The organism is Rathayibacter sp. AY1C4 (genome assembly GCF_002932195.1).
GTDB lineage: Bacteria > Actinomycetota > Actinomycetes > Actinomycetales > Microbacteriaceae > Rathayibacter.
On the sequence record NZ_PSWE01000022.1, the window covers coordinates 23,087 to 45,205 of the forward strand.

Genomic DNA, 22,119 nt, shown 5'->3' on the forward strand with positions numbered 1-22,119 from the left:
GGCGGATCGCGACTAGCCTCGGAGGGTGTTCCTGACCGAGCCGTACGGCTTCCGCGACCGCTCCGCCCTCGACGAGCGCCGGGCCCTGCTCGAGGACGAGCCCTCGGTGCAGCCCCTCCGGGCGTTCCGCGAGGAGCTCCTCGCCCGGCGCACGCGCAGGCATCCCGGTGCCGTGGTGCCCGACTTCGACCCGGCCGAGGCCGGCGTCGAGGCGCGTGCGCTCATCGTGCTGGAGGCCCCGGGACCGATGTCTACCGGCCCCGACGGCTCCGGCTTCGTCTCGGTCGACAACGACGACGCGACGGCCGCTTCGACCTGGACCCTCCGCGACGAGGTCGGACTGCACGCCCGCACCCTGATCTGGAACATCGTGCCGTGGCAGCTCGACGGCGCCCCCGACGCGGACGAGGTGCGGCAGGGCGCGATGGAGCTGCGCCGGCTCCTGCCGCTGCTCCCCGACCTGCGGGTCGTCGTCAACGCCGGGACCGCGCCGACCAGCGGCTGGAAGAAGAACATCGAGCCGTACCTGGTCGACGGCCCGACGGTCATCGACTCGTGGAGCCCCGGCCAGCGGGCGATGAGCCAGCCCCGCAAGCGCGACGAGCTGAAGCGCGCCTTCGAGCGCGCGACGCACCTGGTCGGCTGAGCCCCCGGGGCTCCGAGGCGTCACGAACGGTCGTCATCGGAGCCGGGAGGCGGCCCTTCGCGACGCCTCGACCGCCGGCGGACGGTCCGCTCAGGCCGAGCGGGCGTCCCGCAGCGCGTCGGCCGACTGCTGCGCGGCGCGGCGGACGTCGCGGTCCGGGTCGCGGAGCATGCCCGTCAGGACGGCCTCGACGCTCGCCGCGAACTCGCCCTTCGCGTCGCGACCGGAGGAGATCCCCGCCAGAGCGGCCGCCACGAGAGCGCGCGCTCCGGCCGCGCGGACCCGGGGGTGCTCGTCGGTGGTCAGGCGGGACAGCTTCTTCTGCCCGCCCAGCACGCGCTCGGCGCAGACGCGGGCGCACATCTCGCGGACACGCCAGGAGGGGTTCGCGAGTCCGGCGGTCACCGCGTCGGCGGCGTCGTCGTCCCAGACGTAGAGGAGCGCGCGGGCACCCCAGAGCTCGGGCCAGTAGAGGGAGGGCGCTCCCTTGAGGATCCCGTCGGCGTGCTCGCCGCCCACGGTGAGGAGGAAGGACTCGCCCTCGTACCCGCCGGTGAGCAGGGCCGCGGATCGCAGAGCGACGTTGCGCTCCCCCTCGCGGGCGACCTGCGCGCGCAGGCGCTCCTCGAGCGGATCGGTGAGGGTGACGGTCGGTTCGTTGTCGCGTGCCATGAGGCTCCCGAGAGTACTCGCCCGCCCCGCGCCTTCGAAGACCCGCAGTGTTCGGCGCCGCGGCGGTCGGCCCTCTCCGTCCTGCGGCGATGGTCCGATCAGCACTCGTGCCACCGGCTGGTCGGGTGGCGCCGCAGGGACCACGGCTGAGGGACGCCTGGTAGATTCGATCCGATCGACCCCCTCCCAAGCCTCTCCGCGATGCTCACATGGGAGGGGCCTTTTTCTTCGGCACCGAGGTACTGCGATGGCACGGAAACCGAGCCTGTCGTGGAAGCAGCAGGTCCAGCTCCTCCGTGACCGCGGGCTCGGCATCGCCGACGGGGAGGCCTGCACGAGCTACCTGGCCGCGCAGAACTACTACCGCTTCTCCGGGTACGCCCGCTACTTCCAGCGGGCTCCGCACGACGGGGACGACTCGTTCGCGGACGGAGTCTCGTTCGAGGACGTCCGAGCGGTCTGCGACGCAGACGAAGCGCTGCGGCAGAGCCTGCGTGCTCGACTGGCCCGTGCCGAGATCCTTCTCCGCAGCCGTACGGCTCATGTCATCGCTCGTGAGCACGGCCCGTACGAGTGCTCTCTCGAGAAGAGCTTCTACTCCGAGTCTCCGAACGCGGAGTCGACAGTCGATTCGTGCCTCCGCGACATCGAGCGCAGCAGGGAACGGCATGTCCTCCGCTTCACGGAGCTCCCCGGCGGCAGGGGCGCGGCCGCCTTCGGCGAGCTACCGGTGTGGTCGGCCGTCGAGGCCTGGTCCTTCGGAACTCTGTCGAGATGCATCGAGCGAGGGGCACGAGGATCGCTTGCGGGGGACGTCGCGTCCGGTCTGGGAGTCGCCCGAGCCGGTTTCGCCTACCGGGTCCGCGCACTCGTCTACCTGCGCGACCGGTGCGCTCACCACAGCCGGCTCTGGAACCACTCCGTGATCGATGCGGGCCCCACGCCCAACAACGTCCGTGCGAAGGCGAAACGTCTCGCCGGGCAGTTCACTCCGCGCTCGGTCGTGGACGTCATCGCTTCGTTGGACGACATCCTCCTACGAGGAGCGGACGCGGCCCCGATCCTTCCGGAGCTCGTCGCCGAGCATTCCCTGCACGACGTGTTCTGGCGAGGGCTCACGACGCCCCGGAGCCCCCTCGATCATCGAGGACCGCAGTGGGAGCGACGCGTCCGGGACGGTCCCGCCCGCCCCGCGCCACGGCGGATGCCGCAGCGGATCGGACGATGCCCGCCCGCTCAGGAGGCGCCCACCGGGAGGTCGGCCCCGCCTGACTATGCTGGTGCCACCCCCGGCAGCCGAGCCCTCTGAGCCTCGTCCGCGCCGGGGTGGCGCGGCTCACCCGCCCGGGGAGCGGAGGAGGTCCTCTCATGGCCGATCGGCCGAACCTCCGCCATGTCGCGGCGGTCGCGGGCGTCTCGCACATGACCGTGTCGCGCGTGCTCAGCGGGCACCCCAACATCAAGGAGTCGACCCGCCAGAAGGTCCTCGAGGCGGTCGACGAGCTCAACTACAGGCCGAACATCGCCGCCCGCTCCCTCGTCACGCAGCGCACCGACCGCATCGGCGTGATGATCGAGAGCGGCGCCGAGTACGGGCCGTCGAGCACCCTCCGCGCGATCGAGCGCGCCGCCCGCGAGAAGGGGTACTCGATCACCTCCGTCGCGCTGCGGCCGGACCTCGAGATGACCCCCACCGACGCGATCGCCCACCTGATGGGCCTCGGGATCGACGCGCTCTGCGTGATCGCGCCGCGCTCCTCCTCCGTGGCGACCCTCCGCACCGTCGAGATCGGCGTGCCGACGCTCGTGGTGAAGAGCGACAAGGATCCGAGCTTCCTCACCGTCTCGGTCGACCAGCAGGCCGGCATGTTCCAGGCCGTCGACCACCTGGGGAACCTCGGCCACCGCGACGTGCTGCACCTCTCCGGCCCCCTCGACTGGCTCGACGCGCGCGCCCGCGAGCGCGCCTTCCACAGCCGCGCGAAGTCGTGGGGGATGCACGAGCGCCCCATCGTCATCGGCGACTGGACCCCGGACTCCGGGTACGACTTCGCCGCGAGCCTGCAGTCGGTGCCCGACTTCACCGCGATGGTCGTCGCGAACGACGAGATGGCGCTCGGAGTGATCCACGGCCTCGTCGAGCGCGGGATCCGCGTGCCCGAGGACATGAGCATCGTCGGCTTCGACGACCTGCCCACCGCCCGCCACTTCCTCCCGCCGCTGACGACGGTCCGCCAGGACTTCGACAAGCTCGGGACGACGGTCGCCGAGGTGATCCACGCGAGGATCCGCGGCCAGGAGATCCCGCAGCGCACCCGGATCCCCACGGAGCTGGTGATCCGCTCCTCCACGGCCGCTCCCCGATCGTGACCCTCCTGTTCCCGTCCCGCCGCATGCGCTCGCGTATCATCGGCGGCAGCCCCTGGCACGCCGGACCCTGACGGCGCGCCGCACACGAACCGAGGACGGCACGTGGCGATCTCATCGAGGACGACCCGGAGCTCCGCGGCACCCGTCGTCGAGATGACCGGCATCCGCGTCTCCTTCGCCTCCGGACCCGCTCTGACGGACGGGAACCTGCGGCTGGTGCCGGGCGAGATCCACGGGCTGATGGGCGAGAACGGCGCGGGCAAGTCCACGCTGATCAAGACGCTCACCGGCATCCACCAGCCCGACGCGGGCGAGATCCTCGTCGACGGCGTCGCCCGGCGCTTCAGCGGCCCGGCGGAGGCGAAGGCAGCGGGCATCACGGCCGTGTTCCAGGACGAGCGCCTCACCGACAACCTCAGCATCGGCGAGAACGTGATGCTCGGCCACGAGGTCCGCGGCCGCTTCGGCATCTCCTGGTCGCGCACCCACCACCGCGCGGCCGAGATGCTCGCCGAGCTGGGCCTGGAGGACCTCGATCCGCACCTGCCGCTGCGCTCGCTCTCGCCGGCGATCCGCCAGCTGGTCGCGATCAGCCGCGCGATGGTCGACCGTCCGCGCGTGCTCGTGCTCGACGAGCCCACCTCCAGCCTCGACCTCAGCGACGTGGCCCGCCTCTTCACGGTGCTGCGGAGGCTGCGCGACCAGGGCGTCGCGATCCTGTTCGTCTCGCACTTCCTCGAGCAGGTCCTCACCCTCAGCGACCGGCTGACGGTGCTCCGCGACGGCGGCACCGTCGGCGAGTACCCGGCGCACACCATGGACCGCGCCGAGCTGATCGCGAAGATGATCGGCAAGGACATCGATGCGCTGCGGCAGATCGGCTCCGACCGCCGCGAGCACCGCCGCCAGCCGGTCGGCCCGGCGATCTACCGCGCGCACGGGATCGGCCGCCGCGGCGCCGTGGGTCCGACCGATCTGGAGCTGCACCGCGGCGAGATCGTGGGCTTCGCGGGCCTGCGCGGCTCGGGGCGCACCGAGCTGGCGTCGCTGGTGAGCGGGGTCGAGAAGCCGGACACCGGCGAGGTGCTGATCGACGGCCAGCCCGCGCACATCTCCGACCCGGTGTCGGGCCTGCGCCACCGCATCGCCCACTCGAGCGAGAACCGCCGCGAGGACGGGATCATCGGCGACCTCTCCCTCCGCGAGAACCTCGTGCTGGGCCTGCAGGCTCTGCGCGGCTGGGCGCACCCGCTCTCGGCTGCCGAGACCGACACCCTGGTGCGCACCTACGTCGAGGCGCTGAACATCTCGCCGGCCGACCCGGACATCCCGGTGAAGTACCTCTCCGGAGGCAACCAGCAGAAGGTGGTCCTCGCGCGGTGGCTCGCGACCCGTCCGCGGCTGCTCGTGCTCGACGAGCCGGCGCGCGGGATCGACGTGGCGTCGAAGGTCGAGATCCAGGCGCACATCGCGCAGCTCGCGAAGGAGGGGGTGACCGTCGTCTACATCTCGTCCGAGCTGGAGGAGGTGGTGCGCCTCAGCGACCGCATCGTCGTCTTCAAGGACCGCGAGAAGATCGGCGAGGTCAGCAACGGCCCCTGGCTCACCGTCGACACGATCGTCGAGATGATCGCCGCCGACCGCGACGACGACCTCGACGACGACGACTGACCTCCCCCGCCGGCCGAGCGGCCGCACCGTCCACCGGGTCTCGATGAGCCGTCCGGGCTGCTCGACCGCCAGGACCTCGGCGCGCCGGCGGGTCCCGCTCGGGCGCCGGGCCTGCGAGGATCCGGGGGTGGACGATCAGCGACCGGACGAGCTCGCGGAGCTGCAGCGGCGCGCCTACGGCCGAGGCTCCGACATCGAGCGGGACCCCGGCGCGCTCGCCCGGCTCTCCGCGCTCGAGGCCCGCGTCCGTCCCGCCCTCGGCACCGCACTGCCGGGCGCGGTGGTTCCCGCGGACTCCGGGGACGCGGCGCCGGAGGACGCGGCACCTCCCGCGGACGCCTCCGCCGACGAGGCGTCCGACCCCCTCGGCCACGTCCCGCCCCGCCGCTCCCGTCGGCGCGGCCTCCTCCTCCCCGCCGCGCTGGCCGCGACGGCCGCCGTCGCCGCGGGGGCCACCCTCCTCGCCACCGCCGAGGACGGACAGCCCGGCCGCGAGGTCGCCGTGCTGCCGCTGTCGAACGGCACCGACCTCCCCGGCTGGGAGGGACTGGGGTTCGACGGATCGGTCACCACCGAGGACTTCGGCGGGCTCACCGTCGTGCGGCAGAGCCTGCCCGCCGACACGGGGCTCACCGTCGTCCGGCAGCGCCGCTCCTCGAGCGCCGGCTCGTGCCTCTCCATCGTGCGGACCGCCGAGCCGCAGGACGGCCTGTTCTTCCAGGGCTGCACGGCCGGAGCGTTCCCCGCGGTCGCGCAGTTCACCGTGACGTCGGCGGCGCCGGAGGCCCTGCGCGAGCGGTTCCCGATCGGCACGTCCCTGCGGTTCGCCCTCGAGGGCGACGAGATCCGCGTCCGATCCGACGCCCCCTGACCACTCAGATCCCCGTCCGTCCGTGCGGATCGCCCACCTTCTTCGACTCGCTCGACCCGCGCTCGCGCAGGAACACGGCGAGCGCCGCCATGCTGCCCGCCGCGAGGAACTCCGACTGCCAGTTCTGGAGCGTCCGGTTCCAGAAGTCGGCGGAGGAGACGTAGCCGAGCCAGTCGACGGGCGCCTCCAGGCTCGTCAGCTGCTCCTCGTTGTAGGCCACGACGCCCGTCACCGACTGCGCCGCCCAGGACAGCAGGAACACCGCCCCCATCACCAGCAGCAGCGAGTGCGAGAACAGCGCCTGCCGCAGGCCGCCGGCGGACGCCGAGGGCGGCGAGTCGTCCTCCGCGGACGCCCCCGCCTTCTGCTGCTCGTCGGTCTCGAGGCCCTCCTCGCCCACCCGCTTCGACTCGGGCGAGCCGCGCTGCACGAGCCAGACGGTCGCGCCGATGTAGAGGAAGAACTGGAGGTACTCCGACTGCCAGTTCTCGGCGACGTCGATCGCGAAGTCGGAGGAGGTGACGAAGCGCCAGTAGCCGACCTCCCGCAGCCCCTCCGCGACCTGGGTGTCGTTGTACGCGGCGAGCCCGGCGAACGACTGCCCGAGGAGAGCGAGCAGGAAGATCGCGAGGAAGAACAGCGAGAGTCCGTTCTCGCGCGGGAAGCGGCGCATCCGGCTCACCTCCCGAGGATCCCGACGGCGAAGAACCCGATCAGGCCGAGCACGATCACGGCGTAGTACAGGGCGGAAGCGGTGCGCACGTCAGCTCCCGTCCAGGACGCAGTCGAAGGGCGCGTCCGCCACCGGCGTGCACCCCGCCGCGCGCACCAGCCAGCCGTCGTCGCCCGGGGTGAGGAACACCGCGCTGCCGCCGGAGCGCACGATCGCCGCCCGGCCGTAGACCTCGGCGTCCCCTGCTCCGTCTTCCGCGATCCCGAGCTCCAGCACGCCGCCGGGGCAGTCGCCCTCCCGGTCCTCCACGGCCTCGCGGGCGGAATCGGTGAGCAGCGCGCACGCCGCGCGGCCGTCGCCGTCGGCGAGCGCGGAGAGGAAGGCGTCGGCCGCGCGGCGGGCCGCCGTGCCGTCCGCGGAGCATCCGCAGAGCGCGAGCACGAGGGCCGCCGTCGCGGCCGTCGCGGGGACGGAGCGCGATCGAGGGAGCATCATGGCCAGGGAAGCTACTCCCGGGCCCGACCACCGGGCAGAGGGTTGCCATCGGGCCCTGCGGGCCCCGCGACCGGATCGTTACCGAAGCGCACCGCCGTGCTGTTGCGTCACAAGAATTGTTCACGGTAACATTTCGACGTGGCGCTGCTTCGGCCGGCGCCCACTGCACATCCTGCACTCACCGCACCTCGGGCCGCTAGGCCCGCATTCGAGGCCCTTCGGGGTCCACCATCTCGGGCACTCTCTTCGTGCCCGCGATCTCAAGGAGGAGATCTATGTCCAAGACGAGGCGTATCGGCCAGTTCCTGGGTTTCGCAGCAGTCGGCGCACTCGCGTTCGGACTCGCGGGCTGCTCGGGCGGTTCCGGCACCGATTCGGGCTCCGGCTCGAGCGGTGACCTCACCACCGTCGGCTTCGTGGCCGTCGGCCCCGAGGGCGCGTGGCGCCAGGCGAACGAGACCAACATCGAGGACACGTTCACCAAGGACGCCGGCTTCGACCTGAAGTACGCACCCGCCACCAACGGAGACCAGAAGTCGCAGATCGACTCCTTCACCTCCTTCGTGGACGAGGGCGTCGACATCATCCTGCTCTCCGCCACGGAGGGCTCCGGCTGGGAGGACTCGCTCGAGCGCGCCCAGGAGGCCGAGATCCCGGTCATCCTGATCGACCGCGGCATCGAGCCGGACAACACCGACCTCTACGTGACCCGCATCGCGCCGGACAACATCGCGGTCAGCACCTCGGTCGCCGACTGGGCCAAGACCACCTTCCCGAGCGGCGCGAAGTACTTCACGCTCGAGGGCCCCGCGGGCGTCTCGGTCGTCAACGAGCGCAACGAAGGCTGGGACGAGGTCATCGGCGCCGACTCGAAGTTCACCAAGATCGGCGCGCAGACCGCGAACTGGTCCACCGAAGAGGCCAAGAGCGTCTTCGAGACCGTCCTGAAGTCGAACAACAACGACGTCCAGCTGGTCTTCGCCCAGAACGACGAGATGGGCCTCGGCGCTGTCCAGGCCGTCCAGGAGGCCGGCCTCACCCCCGGCACCGACGTCAAGATCGCCACGATCGACGGCACCAAGAACGCCCTGCAGGCGCTGGCCGACGGCGAGCTGAGCTTCGTCGCCGAGTACAACCCGCTGTTCGGCGAGACCGCCCTCGACGCGGTCGAGAAGACCCTGGCCGGCGAGACGGTCGAGTCCTCGATCGTCGTCCCGAGCGAGACCTTCGACTCGCCCGAGGCCGCCACCACCGCGCTGCCCGACCGCAAGTTCTAGTCGCTCAGCACCACCGGTCGCCCGGCGTCCTCCTCGACGCGGCACCACTCCCCCGGAGCGACCGGGGCCGGCCCACCCGCCGGCCCCGGTCGCTCCGACCCTTCGGCGCACCTGTTCGGCTGCGCCCCGCTCGAGAACGGAACGACGCGACATGACAGGTTCGCCTCCGATCGTCGAGATGAAGAACATCTCGATCAGCTTCCCCGGCGTGAAAGCCCTCGACGGCGTCGACTTCCGCCTGTTCCCGGGCGAGGTCCACACCCTCATGGGTGAGAACGGCGCCGGCAAGTCCACACTCATCAAGGCCCTCACCGGCGTCTACCGCATCGACAGCGGAGACATCGTGATCGACGGGGAGACCCGTCGCCTGACCGGCACCGCCGACTCGCAGGCCGCGGGCATCTCCACCGTGTACCAGGAGGTCAACCTGGTCACGAACCTCTCCATCGGAGAGAACGTGATGCTCGGCTACGAGGTCCGCGGACCCTTCGGCATCAACTGGAAGGCCACACACCAGGCCGCGAAGGTCGCGCTCGAGAAGCTCGGCCTCGGCCACCTCAACACGCGCCAGTCGCTCGCCTCGCTCTCGATCGCGATGCAGCAGCTGGTCGCGATCAGCCGCTCGACGGTGAGCGACTCCAAGGTGCTCATCCTCGACGAGCCGACCTCGAGCCTGGACGCGAACGAGGTCGAGAACCTCTTCGTCGTCATCCGCCGCCTCCGTGCGGAGGGCGTCGCGATCCTCTTCGTCTCGCACTTCCTCGACCAGGTCTACGCGATCAGCGACCGCCTGACGGTGCTGCGCAACGGCACCTTCGTCGGCGAGTACCTGACCCACGAGCTCGACCGCACCTCGCTGATCTCGAAGATGATCGGCAAGGACATCGCGGCGCTGCGCTCCCTCGACTCCGAGCGCGAGAGCCAGGACCACCTCTACCGCGACGCCCCGCTCTACACCGCGAAGGGCATCGGCAAGAAGGGCTCCATCGAGAGCACCGACCTGACGCTGCACCGCGGCGAGGTCGTCGGCTTCGCCGGGCTCCTCGGCTCCGGCCGCACCGAGCTCGCGCGCCTGATCTACGGCGTCGACAAGCCCGACACCGGCGAGATCACGATGCACGGCAAGAAGATCGACGTCCCGACGCCGACCGCCGGCCTCGCCCACAAGATCGCGTTCTCGAGCGAGAACCGCCGCGACGAGGGCATCATCCGCGACCTCTCGGTCCGCGAGAACCTCATCCTCGGCGTGCAGGCCAAGCGCGGCTGGGCCCGCCCCCTCTCCAAGAAGGAGAAGGACGAGATCGTCGGCAAGTACCTCGTCGAGCTCAACGTGCGCCCGGCCGACCCCGACCGCCCGATCAGCAAGCTCTCCGGCGGCAACCAGCAGAAGGTCCTCCTCGGCCGCTGGCTCGCCACCGCCCCCGAGATCCTCATCCTTGACGAGCCGACCCGCGGCATCGACGTCGGAGCGAAGGCCGAGATCCAGGAGAAGGTCGTCGCCCTCGCCGGCGAGGGCGTCGCCGTGGTCTTCATCTCGTCCGAGCTCGACGAGGTCGTCCGCCTCAGCGACCGCATCATCGTCCTGAAGGACCACCGCGTGATCGCGGAGATCCTCAACGGTCCCGCTGTCACTGCGGAGTCGATCGTCACTACCATCGCCGCAGAGGGAGTCGTCGACGAGGACGTCGTCGTCCTCGAGAGCGCCACGCAGGAGGCCGCATCATGAGCAGCGACACCCGACCCGCCCGGGGATCAGTCCTCGGCGGGATCATCCGCCGCCAGTACTTCTGGGGAGTCGTGGCGATCGCCCTGCTCCTCCTCGTCAACGTCGTCAAGGACCCGGGCTACCTGGCCGTCTCGGTCAGCCCCACCACCGGCTACCTCGTCGGCAACGTCATCGACATCGCCCGCGCCGCCGCTCCGATCCTGATGATCGCCGTCGGCATGTGCCTGGTCGTCGCGACCGGGGGCATCGACCTCTCGGTCGGCTCGATCATGGTCGTCGCCGGCGCCGTCTCGATGGAGTTCCTCAACTCCGCGGGAGCGCCCGACTCGCTCGGCGCCGCAGCGGGAGCCTTCGCGGTCGCCCTCCTGGTGGCCGCCGTGCTCGGAGCCGTGAACGGCATCCTCGTCTCGGTGGTGGGCCTCCAGCCCTTCATCAGCACGCTCGTCGTGATGCTCGCGGGCCGCGGCCTGGCGAAGGTCATCACCGGCGGCCAGAACACCGCCGCCACCAACGAGCCCTTCCGCTGGCTCGCGAACGGGTACGTCTTCGGGCTCCCGGTCGTGTTCCTCCTCGCCATCGCCATCGTCGTGGTCGTCGGAGTCCTGGTGCGCCGCAGCGCCCTCGGCCTGATGATCGAGGCCATCGGCATGGACCCGAAGGCGGCCCGCCTCGCGGGCATCAACCGCCGGGGCCTGCTGATGACCGCCTACATCGGCAGCGGCATCCTCGCCGGAGTCGCGGGCGTGTTCGCCACGGCGAGCGTGATGACGGTCGACGTCTCGCGCACCGGCTACCAGCTCGAGCTCGACGCGATCCTCGCGGTCGTCATCGGCGGCACCTCGCTCGCCGGCGGCAAGTTCAACATCACCGGTGCCGCCGTGGGCGCGATCCTGATCGCCACCCTCGACAAGACCGTCGTGTTCCTCGGAGTCTCGTCCTCCGCGACGCCCGCCTTCAAGGCGATCGTCATCGTCGCGCTCTGCCTCCTGCAGTCCGAGCGCGTCCGCTCCGCCTTCAAGTCCCGTCGCGAGGCGCGCCGCAGCGTCCCGCAGAAAGAGGCGATCCCCGCATGAGTGCCGTGATGACCCGCTCCGCCCCTCCGGCGAGCACCAAGCGCACCTCCGGGGCGCGCGGCTGGCTGAGCCAGCACCTGGACAAGCTGCCCACCCTGGCCGCGCTGATCATCTTCTTCGGGATGATCGTCTACGGCGAGGCCGCCTACGGCCGGATCCTGCAGGCGAGCACGATCTCGAACCTGCTGGTCAACAACGCGCACCTGATCATCCTCGCCGTGGGCCTCACCTTCGTGATCCTCACCGGCGGCATCGACCTCTCGGTCGGCGCGGTGATCGCGTTCAGCAGCGTGAGCGGCGTGCTCCTGATCAACGCCGGCTGGAACCCCTGGCTCGTGATGGTCCTGATGGTCGTGATCGGCGCCCTGTTCGGCGTGATCTCCGGCGTCCTGATCCAGTACTTCAACGTGCAGCCGTTCATCGCGACGCTCGCGATGATGTTCCTGGCCCGCGGTCTCGCCTCCATGCTGAGCACCGTCCCGGAGCGCCTCCCCGAGGACTCGGCCGTGCTGAGCCTGGCCACGCCGATCAAGCTGATCGACGGCCCGAAGGTCAACGACTTCGTCATCAGCCCCGGCGTGATCATCGCGATCCTCGTCGTGGCCGGCGCGTTCTTCGTGCTGCACCGCACCCGCCTGGGCCGCACGGTCTACGCGATGGGCGGCTCCGAGCAGTCGGCGGCCCTGATGGGCCTCCCGGTGGTGCGGACCAAGCTGTTCATCTACATCATCAGCGGCACGCTCGCCGGTCTCGCCGGTGTGGTCTACACCGCCCGCCTCGGCAGCGCGCAGAACATCACCGGCACCGGCTGGGAGCTGGACGCCATCGCGGCGACCGTCATCGGCGGCACGCTGCTCACCGGCGGCGTCGGGTTCGTGCTCGGCTCGGTGGTCGGCGCCCTGGTGCTCGGACTGATGAACGTCCTGATCACCCGCGACGGCGGCATCCCGCCGGAGGCGACCACGATCATCACCGGAGGCATCCTCCTGGTCTTCGTCCTCCTCCAGCGCGCCGTCATGGCCCGCAGCAAGACCTGACCGGGTTCCCGCCCGATCTCCCCCGGCGCCCCCTCGTCCCTCCGCGGACGAGGGGGCGCCGTCGTGTCCGGGGCGCTCCGCCGGCCTCAGGAGGCGGAGCGGCTGAGCGTCAGCGCGGCCTGCTCGCGGGTGCCGTAGCCGCACTCCTCGGCGAGGCGGGCGAAGTCGGCAGGGCCCCGCCGCCGCAGGCCGATGCGGCGCCGGAGGGTGCCCGCCCGACGCGTCGCGATCTCCTCCGCCGGCGTGCGGCCGAGGAACGCGAACGCCTCCGCGAGCATGCGAGGGGAGACGAGCAGCTCCCGGGCGAGCACCGCGGCGGAGAACGCCGGGTCGCGGTGGCGTGCCTCGATCACCGGGATCGCCTCCGCGTAGACCTGGTCGGCGCCCCGGGTCCGGACCCGCGGAGCGCTGTGCTCGACGATCCCCTCCAGCAGCAGCTCGCTCGCCCGCCTCACGCCGGCGGCGCCGAGCACGGCCGGATCGTCCTCGATCAGGCTGTTCGCGAGGGCGCGGGCAGGCGTCCAGACCGACTCGCGCACCGGCACGACCTCGTTGATCCGCTCGCGGACCCACCGGTGCTCGAGCACGGCGGCGTCGAAACTCCAGGTGTACGAGAGGGTGGGCCGCCGGTAGTCGATGCGCGCCGGGACCCTGGCGTCGAGGAGCAGGACGCTGTTCGGCGTCGCCTCGAGCACGCCCTCGTCGAGGACGACCTCTCCCCCGCCCTCGACGATCAGGGAGATGTGAACGCCCGCCGGCCTGTCCGCCCTGTCGACCGACGGCGAGGGGGCGACCCTGATCCCGTTCGGCCCCCACACCCGCGTCAGCGCGAGTCCCGGTCCATCCGCTGCGTCCATCCGCAGACCGGGAGCGCCGGTCCCGCGCTCGTCCCAGGCGCGAGCGAACGCCCGCGTCCGCTCCTCTGCGGCCCCCATCTCCCGCCTCCTCCGCGTCGAACGAACAGAATCCCTCATCTGTCGATTACCGCCGCTGGTTCGCACGGATCTCCCAGGCCTCCGCGCCTCGCGCTCGGAATCCGGCCGCTCGCCGTCGCCGGACCGGGAGGACGGCGGGGACGACCGCACGGTCAGCGGCGCTGGGAGAGCCGCCGCAGCGCGCGGTGAGCGCTCCCCACGGAGGCGAAGCCCGCCTCCTCGGCTGCGCGCGCGAAGTCGGCGATCGCCAGGGACCGCCCGCCGATCAGGAGCAGGAGGGTCCCCGCCCGGCGCCGCTCGAGCTCGTCGTCCGCCGTGCGTCCGAGGAAGGAGAACGCGCGAGCCAGCGTCAGCTCCGACACCAGAAGCTCGCGGGCGAGCCGGGCGGCGGTGAGGGCGGGATCGCGGTGGCGCTCCTCGATGAGGGCCATGGCCTCCCCGTAGACCTCCTCGGCGCGGGGACGTCTGCGCGGCGCGGAGCTCTCGACCAGCTCCTTCAGGAAGGCCTCGCCCGCCCGGGCGACGGCGGGCTGCTCCGCCAGAGCGGGGTCGCCGTCGAGGAGACCGTTCATCAGCGCCCGCGCCGGGGCCAGGAAGCAGCCGGCGACGGGCAGGACCTCGCCGAAGCGCTCCGTGAGCCAGCGCTGCTCCAGCGCCCGCTCGCCGAGCACCCAGGCGTAGATCACGGTCGAGCGGGGGAAGCGCGCCCCGGTCCGCGGCTCCGCGTCGATGACCACCAGATCACCACTGCCGCACTCGAGCATCCGTCCGTCCTGTCGGATGCGTCCTCCGCCCTCGACGACCAGCAGCAGATGCGCGCCCGGCGGGCAGCGCGACTGCGGCTTCTGCTCGAGAACGCAGCCACCGGGGATCCACAGTCTGGCGATCTCGAAGCCGAGCGAGCCCGTCGCCTCGACCCGCAGTCCAGAACGGGCCTCCACGCCGTTCCAGTGCTCGGCCATCCGCCGGTACATCTCGGCCGATCTCGACCTCATCGGGCGCCCCCTCCTCGCGGGCACGCTGACGCCTCACCACGGGAGTGATTCGCAGCCCGCGCGTGCTCCGTTTGTCACCGGACCGGTCACAGCGGACGGCGACGCTCCCGCTCACCGCGCCGGCGGCGCCCCGGCGGCAGCGTGCGACCGACGGGATCACCGGGTCAGGAGGGCGATCGCGACTCGGAGCGGCGTCGGAGCTCACCACTCCCTCCTCACGGCAGCGCCACTTCCTCCTCACCTGCCCCGAGCGCTTGGGCCGACCGCCCGCCCGCGGGAAGACTCCCCAGCGGTACGGCGCCCGTCGTACCCGCCGAAGCGGCCGAGCGGACGACGACCGTCCTCCGAGCAGGCCGCCGGCGAGAAGACAGACCGAGGAGCTTCACTGTGACTTCCGACAACTCTCCCGCTGAGCAGGGTCCGCTGAGGCGACGCACCGTCGTCGCCGGCGCCACCTGGTCCCTGCCCGTGATCGCCGCAGCGACGGCCACCCCGGCCGCCGCCGCCTCTGCCACGCAGACCCTCGTGTTCAGCTCCATCCCGACCATGATCGCGTGCATGCCCAACACGGCGCCGATCACGCTGACCCTCACCGGCGGCAACGTCGCGAACGTCCCCGTGCGGGTGAACACCCCGCCCGGCTTCCGCTTCGGAGGGAGCGGGACCGACACCTTCGTGACCGACGCGAACGGAGTCGCCACCATCCCGGTCGGCGGCGTCATCGCGGGCCCCTCGACCGGCTCGGCCCTCGCCTTCGGCGGCTCGGCGAAGACGAACGCCCCGTTCCCGGTCCGCCAGACCGGCGACCTGCAGTACAGCACGGGCCTCGCCACTGTTCCCGAGAACTCCGGATTCATCCACACCTCCTCGCAGGGTGTGAACGGCAACGTCTCCGTCAAGGCGAACGGCGACATCTGGCAGTACCGGCGGTCGGACGGCTGGCAGAAGCTCGGCACGGGCGCCTCCACGGAGCCCAGCACATCCGGGCTCACGCAGCAGCCGGACGGAACCTACAACGCGCACTGGATCAAGGACGGAGTCCTCCAGTACGGCAAGGCGCTCGCGACCGTTCCGAGCAACTCCGGATTCGTCCGCACCTACGGTCAGGGCGCGGACGGGAACGTCTCCATCAAGTCGAACGGCGACGTCTGGCGGTACAACCGCCAGGCCGACGAGTGGACCCTTCTGGGCACCGGCGCCAGCACCGAGCCGAGCGCGGCCGGCATCTCCGCGAACCCGGCCGGGACCCTGAACGTCCACTGGATCAAGAACGGAGTCCTGCAGTACGGCACCGCAGCGGCCACGGTGCCGACCAACTCCGGATTCGTCCGCGTCTACGGCCTCGGCACCCGCGGCACGATCGCCGTGAAGTCGAACGGCGACATCTGGCGGTACACCCCGCAGGGCAACGTGTGGGACCTCGTCGGCACCGGAGCCAGCACCGAGCCGAGCGCCGCCGGACTGACCCAGCGGCCGGGCGGGACGTTCGAGATCCACTGGATCAAGGACGGGGTCCTGCAGTACGGCACCCGGCTCGCGACCGTTCCGGAGAACTCCGGGTTCGTCCGCACCTACGGTCAGGGAGCGGATGGGAACGTCTCCGTGAAGGCGAACGGCGACATCTGGTACTACAGCACGGCGCAGAACACGTGGACCAAGATCGGCTCCGGTGCCAGCACCGGCCCCGATGCGGCCGGGATCACCGCCCAGGGAGACGGCGCGCTGAACCCCCACTGGATCAAGGCGAGAACCGACTGCCGCTGATCCGCGCCCGGCGGCCCTCTCCGCCCGCGTCCTGCCGGACCGCGGGCGAGGAGGGCCGCCTCCGCCCTCCCGCCGAGGACGGGCGCCTCGTCCGAGGAGGAACGCGCCACCCCGTCTCGGCGCCCCTCCCCCGGCCTAACGTGGTCACCGCCCGCGCACCCCGTCCCCGCTGCGAAGGAGCCCGGTGACCGCTTCCGAGCAGCCGGCCGCCCCGCGCGGTCTCGTCGAGACGCTGCAGCTGAGCGGTCCCCGCGTGGAGGCGTGGCTGAGGAGCCTCGGCTGGGCGAGCGACGGAGCTCCGCCCCTGCACCTCGCCGGGGACGTGCTCGCCGTCGACGGCTTCCGGCTGAGCCGCCTCTGGCACACACCCGGCACGCTCCGGACCGACCCGCCCCTCCCCGCCCCCGACCGGGCCGAGGTCGACCTCATCGTCCCGGTCGCCGGCGAGATCGTCGTCGACGGGCCTCTCGAGGCCGCTCGTCTGCGGCCCGGCGGGCTCGCCCTCCTCCGACGCGACGACTCCGCTCGGCTCCGGGCGGAGGAGGACTCCGCCTGGCTGGCGCTGAGGACGTCCTGGGGCAGGCTCGGCCTCACGAGCGCACAGTCCGACGGGCCGTCCTGCACCCTGCTCGCCGCCGACAGCTACAGCGGCGCCTTCGTCTCCCTCGTCAACGCGACCCTCAACGCGGACCTCGCGGCGGGCGATCCCGGCTTCAGCGAGCTGCGCCGGGCGCTCGAGGCGACCGCGTCGGCCCTGATCAAGCAGAGCCTGCCGCCCGCCCGTCCGGAGGACGGACTCGAGGGCGTCCTCCTCCGCGCGATCGCCGTCATCGATGCGGAGGCGGGTGACGCGGACTTCACCGCCGACGTTCTCGCGATGCGGCTCCGCGTCTCGCGGGCGACGCTGGACCGCGCCTTCCACCGCCGGGGCACGACCGTGGCCGCGACCCTCCGCGAGCGGCGCGTGCACCTCGCCGCGTCGCTGCTCGCCGCGAGCCCGTCGCTCTCGCCCTCGGCTCGCGCGGCCGTGGCCGAGCGGGCCGGCTTCCGGACGCTGAGGGCGATGGACCGCGCGCTGAGCCGTTCGCGCGACGTCGACCGCGGCTGATCCGACCGGACATCGGCGTACGCGTCGCTCTAGGATGCACCCGGGATTCGTCGAACCGGTTCGCCTCTCCTCTGGAGTGTCGGGAAATGATCCGGTTAGGCTCTTCACGTTGTCGTCAACATAGTGTTACCGTGAACATTGCCGCGTACGAAGCCGGCACACTCCCTCCCCTCAGCAATGGTGCCGACCCTGGAGCAAAGCGCGATGAAGCCTTTCCTGCGACCACTCGTCCTCGTGACGGCCGTGGCCCTCACCGTCCCCCTTCTGACGGCCCAGTCGGCGAGCGCAGCTCCCTCCGACAGCCTCGTCCTGCGCTACGCGCTCGACGAGACGAGCGGCACGACCGTCGCCGACAGCTCGGGCAAGGGCCGCACCGGCACGCTCGTCAACGGAGCCGCTCCTCGCGGAGCCGCGGGCGTCGCCCTCGACGGGACCGACGACTACGTCAAGCTGCCCGACGACCTGCTCGCGGGCCTGAACTCGATCACGGTCAGCACCGAGGTCCTGGTGAACGCGAACCAGGGCACGCCCTACTTCATCTGGGGCCTCGGCAACACGACGAACGGCGCCGGGAACGGCTACCTCTACACGACGGGCAACGGCTACAAGGCCTCGATCGCCACCGGCAACTGGACCACCGAGCAGACCGTCAACTCCAACGCGAACCTCGCGCGCAGCGTCTGGAAGACCCTCACCTACACGCTCGACGACGCGAGCGACACCGCACGCCTCTACCTCGACGGCACCCAGGTCGCGCAGCAGACAGGAGTGACCATCACTCCCGCCGCGATCGGCAACGGCACCACCACCGCGAACGCGATCGGCCGCTCCGTCTACACGGCGGACAAGACCCTCGCCGGCTCGGTCCGCGACTTCCGCGTCTACAGCACGGCGCTCAGCGCGGCCGACGTCGCGACCCTCCAGGCCCCGGACAGCACGCGCGTCTCCCGCGACTCCGCCGCCCTGGACCTCGGGAGCCTCTCCTCGGTCTCCGCGAACCTCACCCTCCCGACGACCGGCCCCAACGGCTCCGCCATCGCCTGGGCCTCGAGCAACTCCGCGGTCGTCTCGACCAGCGGAGTCGTCACGCCGCCCGCGACCGGGGTCGCCTCGGTCGAGCTGACCGCCACGACCACCCGCGGCTCGGCCACGGCCACCCGCACCTTCACCGCCACCGTGCCCGCCAAGGACGTGAACGCCGACGCCCAGAAGGCGCTCGACGCCCTCTCGATCGTCAACTCCGGCGACGTCCGCGGCAACGTGACGCTGCCCGCGAAGGCCGGCTCCTACGACGTCGCCTGGTCCTCCTCGAACACGGCCGTGCTCAGCACGACCGGCGTCGTGAAGCGCCGGTCCGCCGCCACGCCCGTCACACTCACCGCGACGATCGCCGGCACGACCGCGACCCGGCAGCTGCCCGTCACGGTGACCGCGGCTCCCGCGGACCTCGACACCGAGTACGACGCGGGCTACCTCTGGACCCACTTCGCCTCGACCGACTACGAGAAGATCTACTTCGGCTCCAGCACCGACGGTCTGCACTGGTCGAAGCTCAACAACGACAAGGCCGTGCTCGCCAACCTCGGCGGCACCCTCGGCGTCCGCGATCCGCACCTCGTGCGCTCCCCCACCGGCGACGAGTACTGGATCATCGGCACCGACCTGCACGCCGAGGGCACCGCTCCCGGCGGCACCTGGGACCAGACCAACGCGAGCAAGAACCTCGTCGTCTGGCGCTCGACGGACCTCGTGAACTGGAGCGATCAGAGCATCGTCTTCGCCGGCTTCCCCGACGCGGGCAACGTGTGGGCTCCTGAGGCGATCTGGGACGACGCGACCGGCCAGTACTACGTCTACTGGGCCGCCCGCGACAAGACGCTGACCGGCGGGGCCTCCGCCCAGCGCGTCTACGTCTCGACCACGCGCGACTTCGTCGGCTTCTCCACCCCGAAGGTCTGGCTGGACGAGAACCCCGCCGCCGGCGGCGGGAGCCGCGGCAGCATCATCGACACGACCATCGCGAAGGAGGGGGACACGTACTACCGCTTCTCCACCGCCGACTGGCGCACGGTCGTCGACAAGGCCCCGAGTCTCGCCGGCCCCTGGACCCGCGTGATCGGCTTCGGCGAGGAGAAGTCCCGCGGCCTCTCCGACCACCTCGAGGGCCTCACCGTCTACCAGCTGCCCGACGGCCGCTGGGTCGTCATGGGCGACTCGTTCGGCTACTCCGCCTACGTCACCGACACCCTCGCGGACATGCGGTTCACGGCGCTTCCTGTCGGCACCACCGGCGCGAACACGTACTCGTTCTCGAAGCCCTTCCGCCACGGCTCGGTGCTCCGCCTCTCGAGCGCTGAGGAGGCGCGCCTGACGGCCGCCTACGGCACCAGCAGCACCGGCCCCGCCGCGAAGCCGGTCAACGCGGCCGGCGAGATCCTCCGCTACACCTTCGACGGCGGCTCGGGCACCACGGTGCGCGACAGCTCGGGCAACAACCAGAACGGCACGCTGCCCTCGGGTGGCACCTGGAAGGACGGCGCCCTGCAGCTCGACGGCACCGACGACTACGTCAAGCTGCCGAACGACCTGCTCGCCGGAGTGACGGACCTCACCATCCAGTCCGACGTCTGGATCGACCCCGCGCAGGGCGGCGCCTACTTCCTCTACGGCCTGGGCAACACCACGAACGGCGCCGGCGACGGCTACCTCTTCACCTCGGGCAACAACTACCGCACCAGCATCGCGACCGGGAACTACACCACCGAGCAGACCGTCGCCGGCGGCTCGGCCCTCCCCCGCGGCACCTGGGCGCACCTGACGTACACGCTCTCCGGCACCACCGGCACGATCTACCTCGACGGAGTGAAGGTCGCCAGCGGCACCGTCACGACCGACCCGAAGGACATCGGCGGCGGCTCCACCTCGGCGAACTACATCGGGCGCTCGAACTACGACGCCGACAACCGCTTCCGCGGCCAGATCCGCGAGTTCTCGGTCTACAACCGGGCCCTCAGCGCCTCCGAGGTGCTCGCCGCCTCCGGCAACACGTCGGCCCTGGTCGACCTGTCGCTCAGCGGCGACGTCCTGAAGACGGCCCCGATCGTCGACTCGGCGAGCAGGACGGTCACCTTCCCGGTGAAGCCGGGGACCGACCTGACGAAGCTCACCCCGACCTTCTCCACCGCGGCCGGCGTCACGGCGAGCCCCGCCTCCGGCACCGTCCGCGACCTCTCCACCCCGCAGACGGTCGTGCTCACGCCCGCCGCCGGCGGCACCGCGACCACCTGGACCCTGAAGGCCGTCGTCATGAAGTCCCCGGTCCTCGCAGGCCTGAACGCCGACCCGAACATCGCGGTCTTCGGCGACACCTACTACCTGTACGCGACCTCGGACGGCTTCGCCGGCTGGGGCGGCAAGACCTTCTACGCCTGGTCCTCGAAGAACCTCATCGACTGGACCCGCTCGGAGCAGCCCTTCCTGACGCTCGACGGCGCGAACGGCAACGTGCCGTGGGCGACCGGCAACGCCTGGGCGCCGACGATCATCGAGAAGAACGGGAAGTACTACTTCTACTTCTCCGGCGAGAACTCCTCGCTGAACCGCAAGACGATCGGAGTCGCCGTCTCGGACAGCCCGATGGGCCCGTTCACGGCGCAGCCGACCGCGATGATCACCAACGGCGAGTCCGTGCGGTCCGGCCAGGCGATCGACCCCGCCGCGTTCACCGACCCGAAGACCGGCAAGAGCTACCTCTTCTGGGGCAACGGCGACCCGCTCTACGGGGAGCTGTCCGACGACATGCTCTCGATCAAGACCGGCACGATCAAGAAGATCAGCGGTCTGACCGACTTCCGCGAGGGTGCGTTCCTGAACTACCGCGACGGTCTGTACCACCTCACCTACTCGATCGACGACACCGGCTCGGAGAACTACAAGGTCGGCTACGCCACCTCGACGAGCGTCGACGGACCGTGGACCTACCGCGGCGTGGTCCTCGAGAAGGACACCTCGCAGGGCATCCTCGCCACGGGCCACAACTCGATCGTCAACGTGCCCGGCACGGACGACTGGTACATCGCCTACCACCGCTTCGCCATCCCCGGCGGAGACGGCCAGCACCGCGAGACGACGATCGACCGGGTGACCTTCGACAAGACGACCGGGCTCATGCAGAAGGTCGTCCCGACCCTCACCAGCGTCGCCGCGCAGACGATCGTCGACACCGCGCCGCTCGCAGCCTCGATCACGGGGAAGGCGACGGTGGGCAGCACGCTGACCGCCTCCGCCTCCTCCCCGTGGACGGCGACCGGCTTCCAGTGGAAGCGCGGTGGGACCGCGATCAGCGGGGCGACGGCGTCGAGCTACACGCTCACCGCCGCCGACCGCGGAGCGACGATCTCGGTGGCCGTGACCGCCGCGAAGCCGCAGTGGACGCCGGCGACGGCCTCCGCCTCCGTCGGTCCCGTGACCGACTCGGCACCCGCGATCGCCGTGACCACGACCTCCACGACGCGCTGCGCCGCCGGGAAGATCGTCGTCACCGCGACCGCCACGAACCCGAACGCCTTCGCCGCGAAGATCGTGATCGGCACGACGTGGGGCTCCAAGAGCTTCGCCGACGTCGCTCCCGGCGCCACCGTCTCGGCCGCCTTCACCACCCGGGCGACGAGCGTGACCGACGGATCCGCGACCGCCACGGCGACCGCGTTCATCAGCGGGAAGCCGGCCACGGCCTCCGCAACCGCCCCCTACTCCGCGGCCAGCTGCAGCTGATCCGCGGGCACGACCCACACCCATTGAGATCGA

Annotated in this window: 17 protein-coding genes; 12 read left to right on the plus strand and 5 right to left on the minus strand. The window is 71.3% G+C overall.

What is annotated here, in order from left to right; all coding sequences use genetic code 11:
• The first annotated feature begins 25 nt into the window (after window positions 1-25).
• Window positions 26-646: a hypothetical protein gene (locus C5C99_RS11900; RefSeq protein WP_104250025.1), complete on the plus strand. Its 621-nt coding sequence runs from the start codon at window positions 26-28 to the stop codon at window positions 644-646.
• A gap of 90 nt (window positions 647-736) precedes the next feature.
• Here C5C99_RS11900 and C5C99_RS11905 read toward each other — a convergent pair whose 3' ends face one another.
• On the minus strand, window positions 737-1,318 hold the full coding sequence (locus tag C5C99_RS11905; protein WP_244230570.1) for a HEAT repeat domain-containing protein: 582 nt from the start codon (window positions 1,316-1,318) through the stop codon (window positions 737-739).
• 247 nt (window positions 1,319-1,565) lie between these two features.
• On the opposite strand from C5C99_RS11905, the gene C5C99_RS11910 reads away from it, so the two are divergent.
• From C5C99_RS11910 to C5C99_RS11925, 4 genes are all read left to right on the plus strand, one after another.
• Window positions 1,566-2,627 carry an Abi family protein gene (locus C5C99_RS11910; RefSeq protein WP_104340127.1) on the plus strand — a complete coding sequence of 354 codons (1,062 nt, stop codon included), beginning with the start codon at window positions 1,566-1,568 and terminating at the stop codon, window positions 2,625-2,627.
• A 59-nt stretch (window positions 2,628-2,686) separates the two neighbouring features.
• Window positions 2,687-3,688, plus strand: coding sequence for a LacI family DNA-binding transcriptional regulator (locus C5C99_RS11915; protein WP_104222399.1), 1,002 nt, complete (start codon window positions 2,687-2,689; stop codon window positions 3,686-3,688).
• 153 nt (window positions 3,689-3,841) lie between these two features.
• Window positions 3,842-5,359, plus strand: a complete 1,518-nt coding sequence (locus C5C99_RS11920) for a sugar ABC transporter ATP-binding protein (RefSeq protein WP_104222487.1) — start codon at window positions 3,842-3,844, stop codon at window positions 5,357-5,359.
• Window positions 5,360-5,486: 127 nt separating this feature from the next.
• Window positions 5,487-6,230, plus strand: a complete 744-nt coding sequence (locus tag C5C99_RS11925) for a hypothetical protein (RefSeq protein ID WP_104222398.1) — start codon at window positions 5,487-5,489, stop codon at window positions 6,228-6,230.
• 4 nt (window positions 6,231-6,234) lie between these two features.
• Here the strand turns inward: C5C99_RS11925 and C5C99_RS11930 are convergent, their stop codons facing one another.
• Both C5C99_RS11930 and C5C99_RS11935 read right to left on the minus strand, forming a co-directional pair.
• A complete protein-coding gene (locus C5C99_RS11930; protein ID WP_104222397.1) occupies window positions 6,235-6,903 on the minus strand; it encodes a DUF6766 family protein in 669 nt (222 codons plus the stop codon).
• 90 nt (window positions 6,904-6,993) lie between these two features.
• Window positions 6,994-7,398, minus strand: coding sequence for a hypothetical protein (locus C5C99_RS11935; protein WP_104335986.1), 405 nt, complete (start codon window positions 7,396-7,398; stop codon window positions 6,994-6,996).
• Window positions 7,399-7,673: 275 nt separating this feature from the next.
• Between C5C99_RS11935 and C5C99_RS11940 the strand changes: the two genes are divergently transcribed.
• The 4 genes from C5C99_RS11940 (at window position 7,674) to C5C99_RS11955 (ending at window position 12,511) form a co-directional block, all read left to right on the plus strand.
• Window positions 7,674-8,675, plus strand: coding sequence for an ABC transporter substrate-binding protein (locus C5C99_RS11940; RefSeq protein ID WP_104222394.1), 1,002 nt, complete (start codon window positions 7,674-7,676; stop codon window positions 8,673-8,675).
• Window positions 8,676-8,826: 151 nt separating this feature from the next.
• Window positions 8,827-10,401, plus strand: coding sequence for a sugar ABC transporter ATP-binding protein (locus C5C99_RS11945; protein ID WP_104222393.1), 1,575 nt, complete (start codon window positions 8,827-8,829; stop codon window positions 10,399-10,401).
• Complete coding sequence (locus C5C99_RS11950) at window positions 10,398-11,474, plus strand: ABC transporter permease (protein ID WP_104227011.1); 1,077 nt, start codon at window positions 10,398-10,400, stop codon at window positions 11,472-11,474. The genes C5C99_RS11945 and C5C99_RS11950 overlap by 4 nt, the downstream gene beginning before the upstream one ends.
• Complete coding sequence (locus C5C99_RS11955; RefSeq protein ID WP_104222391.1) at window positions 11,471-12,511, plus strand: sugar ABC transporter permease; 1,041 nt, start codon at window positions 11,471-11,473, stop codon at window positions 12,509-12,511. The genes C5C99_RS11950 and C5C99_RS11955 overlap by 4 nt, the downstream gene beginning before the upstream one ends.
• Before the next feature lie 86 nt (window positions 12,512-12,597).
• Here the strand turns inward: C5C99_RS11955 and C5C99_RS11960 are convergent, their stop codons facing one another.
• Window positions 12,598-13,446, minus strand: coding sequence for a hypothetical protein (locus tag C5C99_RS11960; RefSeq protein ID WP_104309284.1), 849 nt, complete (start codon window positions 13,444-13,446; stop codon window positions 12,598-12,600).
• A 152-nt stretch (window positions 13,447-13,598) separates the two neighbouring features.
• Window positions 13,599-14,441 (minus strand): AraC family transcriptional regulator, encoded by an 843-nt coding sequence (locus tag C5C99_RS11965; RefSeq protein WP_104340128.1) that lies wholly within the window; start codon window positions 14,439-14,441, stop codon window positions 13,599-13,601.
• A gap of 387 nt (window positions 14,442-14,828) precedes the next feature.
• Between C5C99_RS11965 and C5C99_RS11970 the strand changes: the two genes are divergently transcribed.
• The 3 genes from C5C99_RS11970 (at window position 14,829) to C5C99_RS11980 (ending at window position 22,086) form a co-directional block, all read left to right on the plus strand.
• A complete protein-coding gene (locus C5C99_RS11970) occupies window positions 14,829-16,205 on the plus strand; it encodes a hypothetical protein (RefSeq protein ID WP_104340129.1) in 1,377 nt (458 codons plus the stop codon).
• Window positions 16,206-16,389: 184 nt separating this feature from the next.
• Window positions 16,390-17,313 carry a helix-turn-helix domain-containing protein gene (locus C5C99_RS11975; RefSeq protein WP_104340130.1) on the plus strand — a complete coding sequence of 308 codons (924 nt, stop codon included), beginning with the start codon at window positions 16,390-16,392 and terminating at the stop codon, window positions 17,311-17,313.
• 204 nt (window positions 17,314-17,517) lie between these two features.
• A complete protein-coding gene (locus tag C5C99_RS11980) occupies window positions 17,518-22,086 on the plus strand; it encodes a family 43 glycosylhydrolase (protein WP_181074597.1) in 4,569 nt (1,522 codons plus the stop codon).
• Window positions 22,087-22,119: the final 33 nt, after the last annotated feature.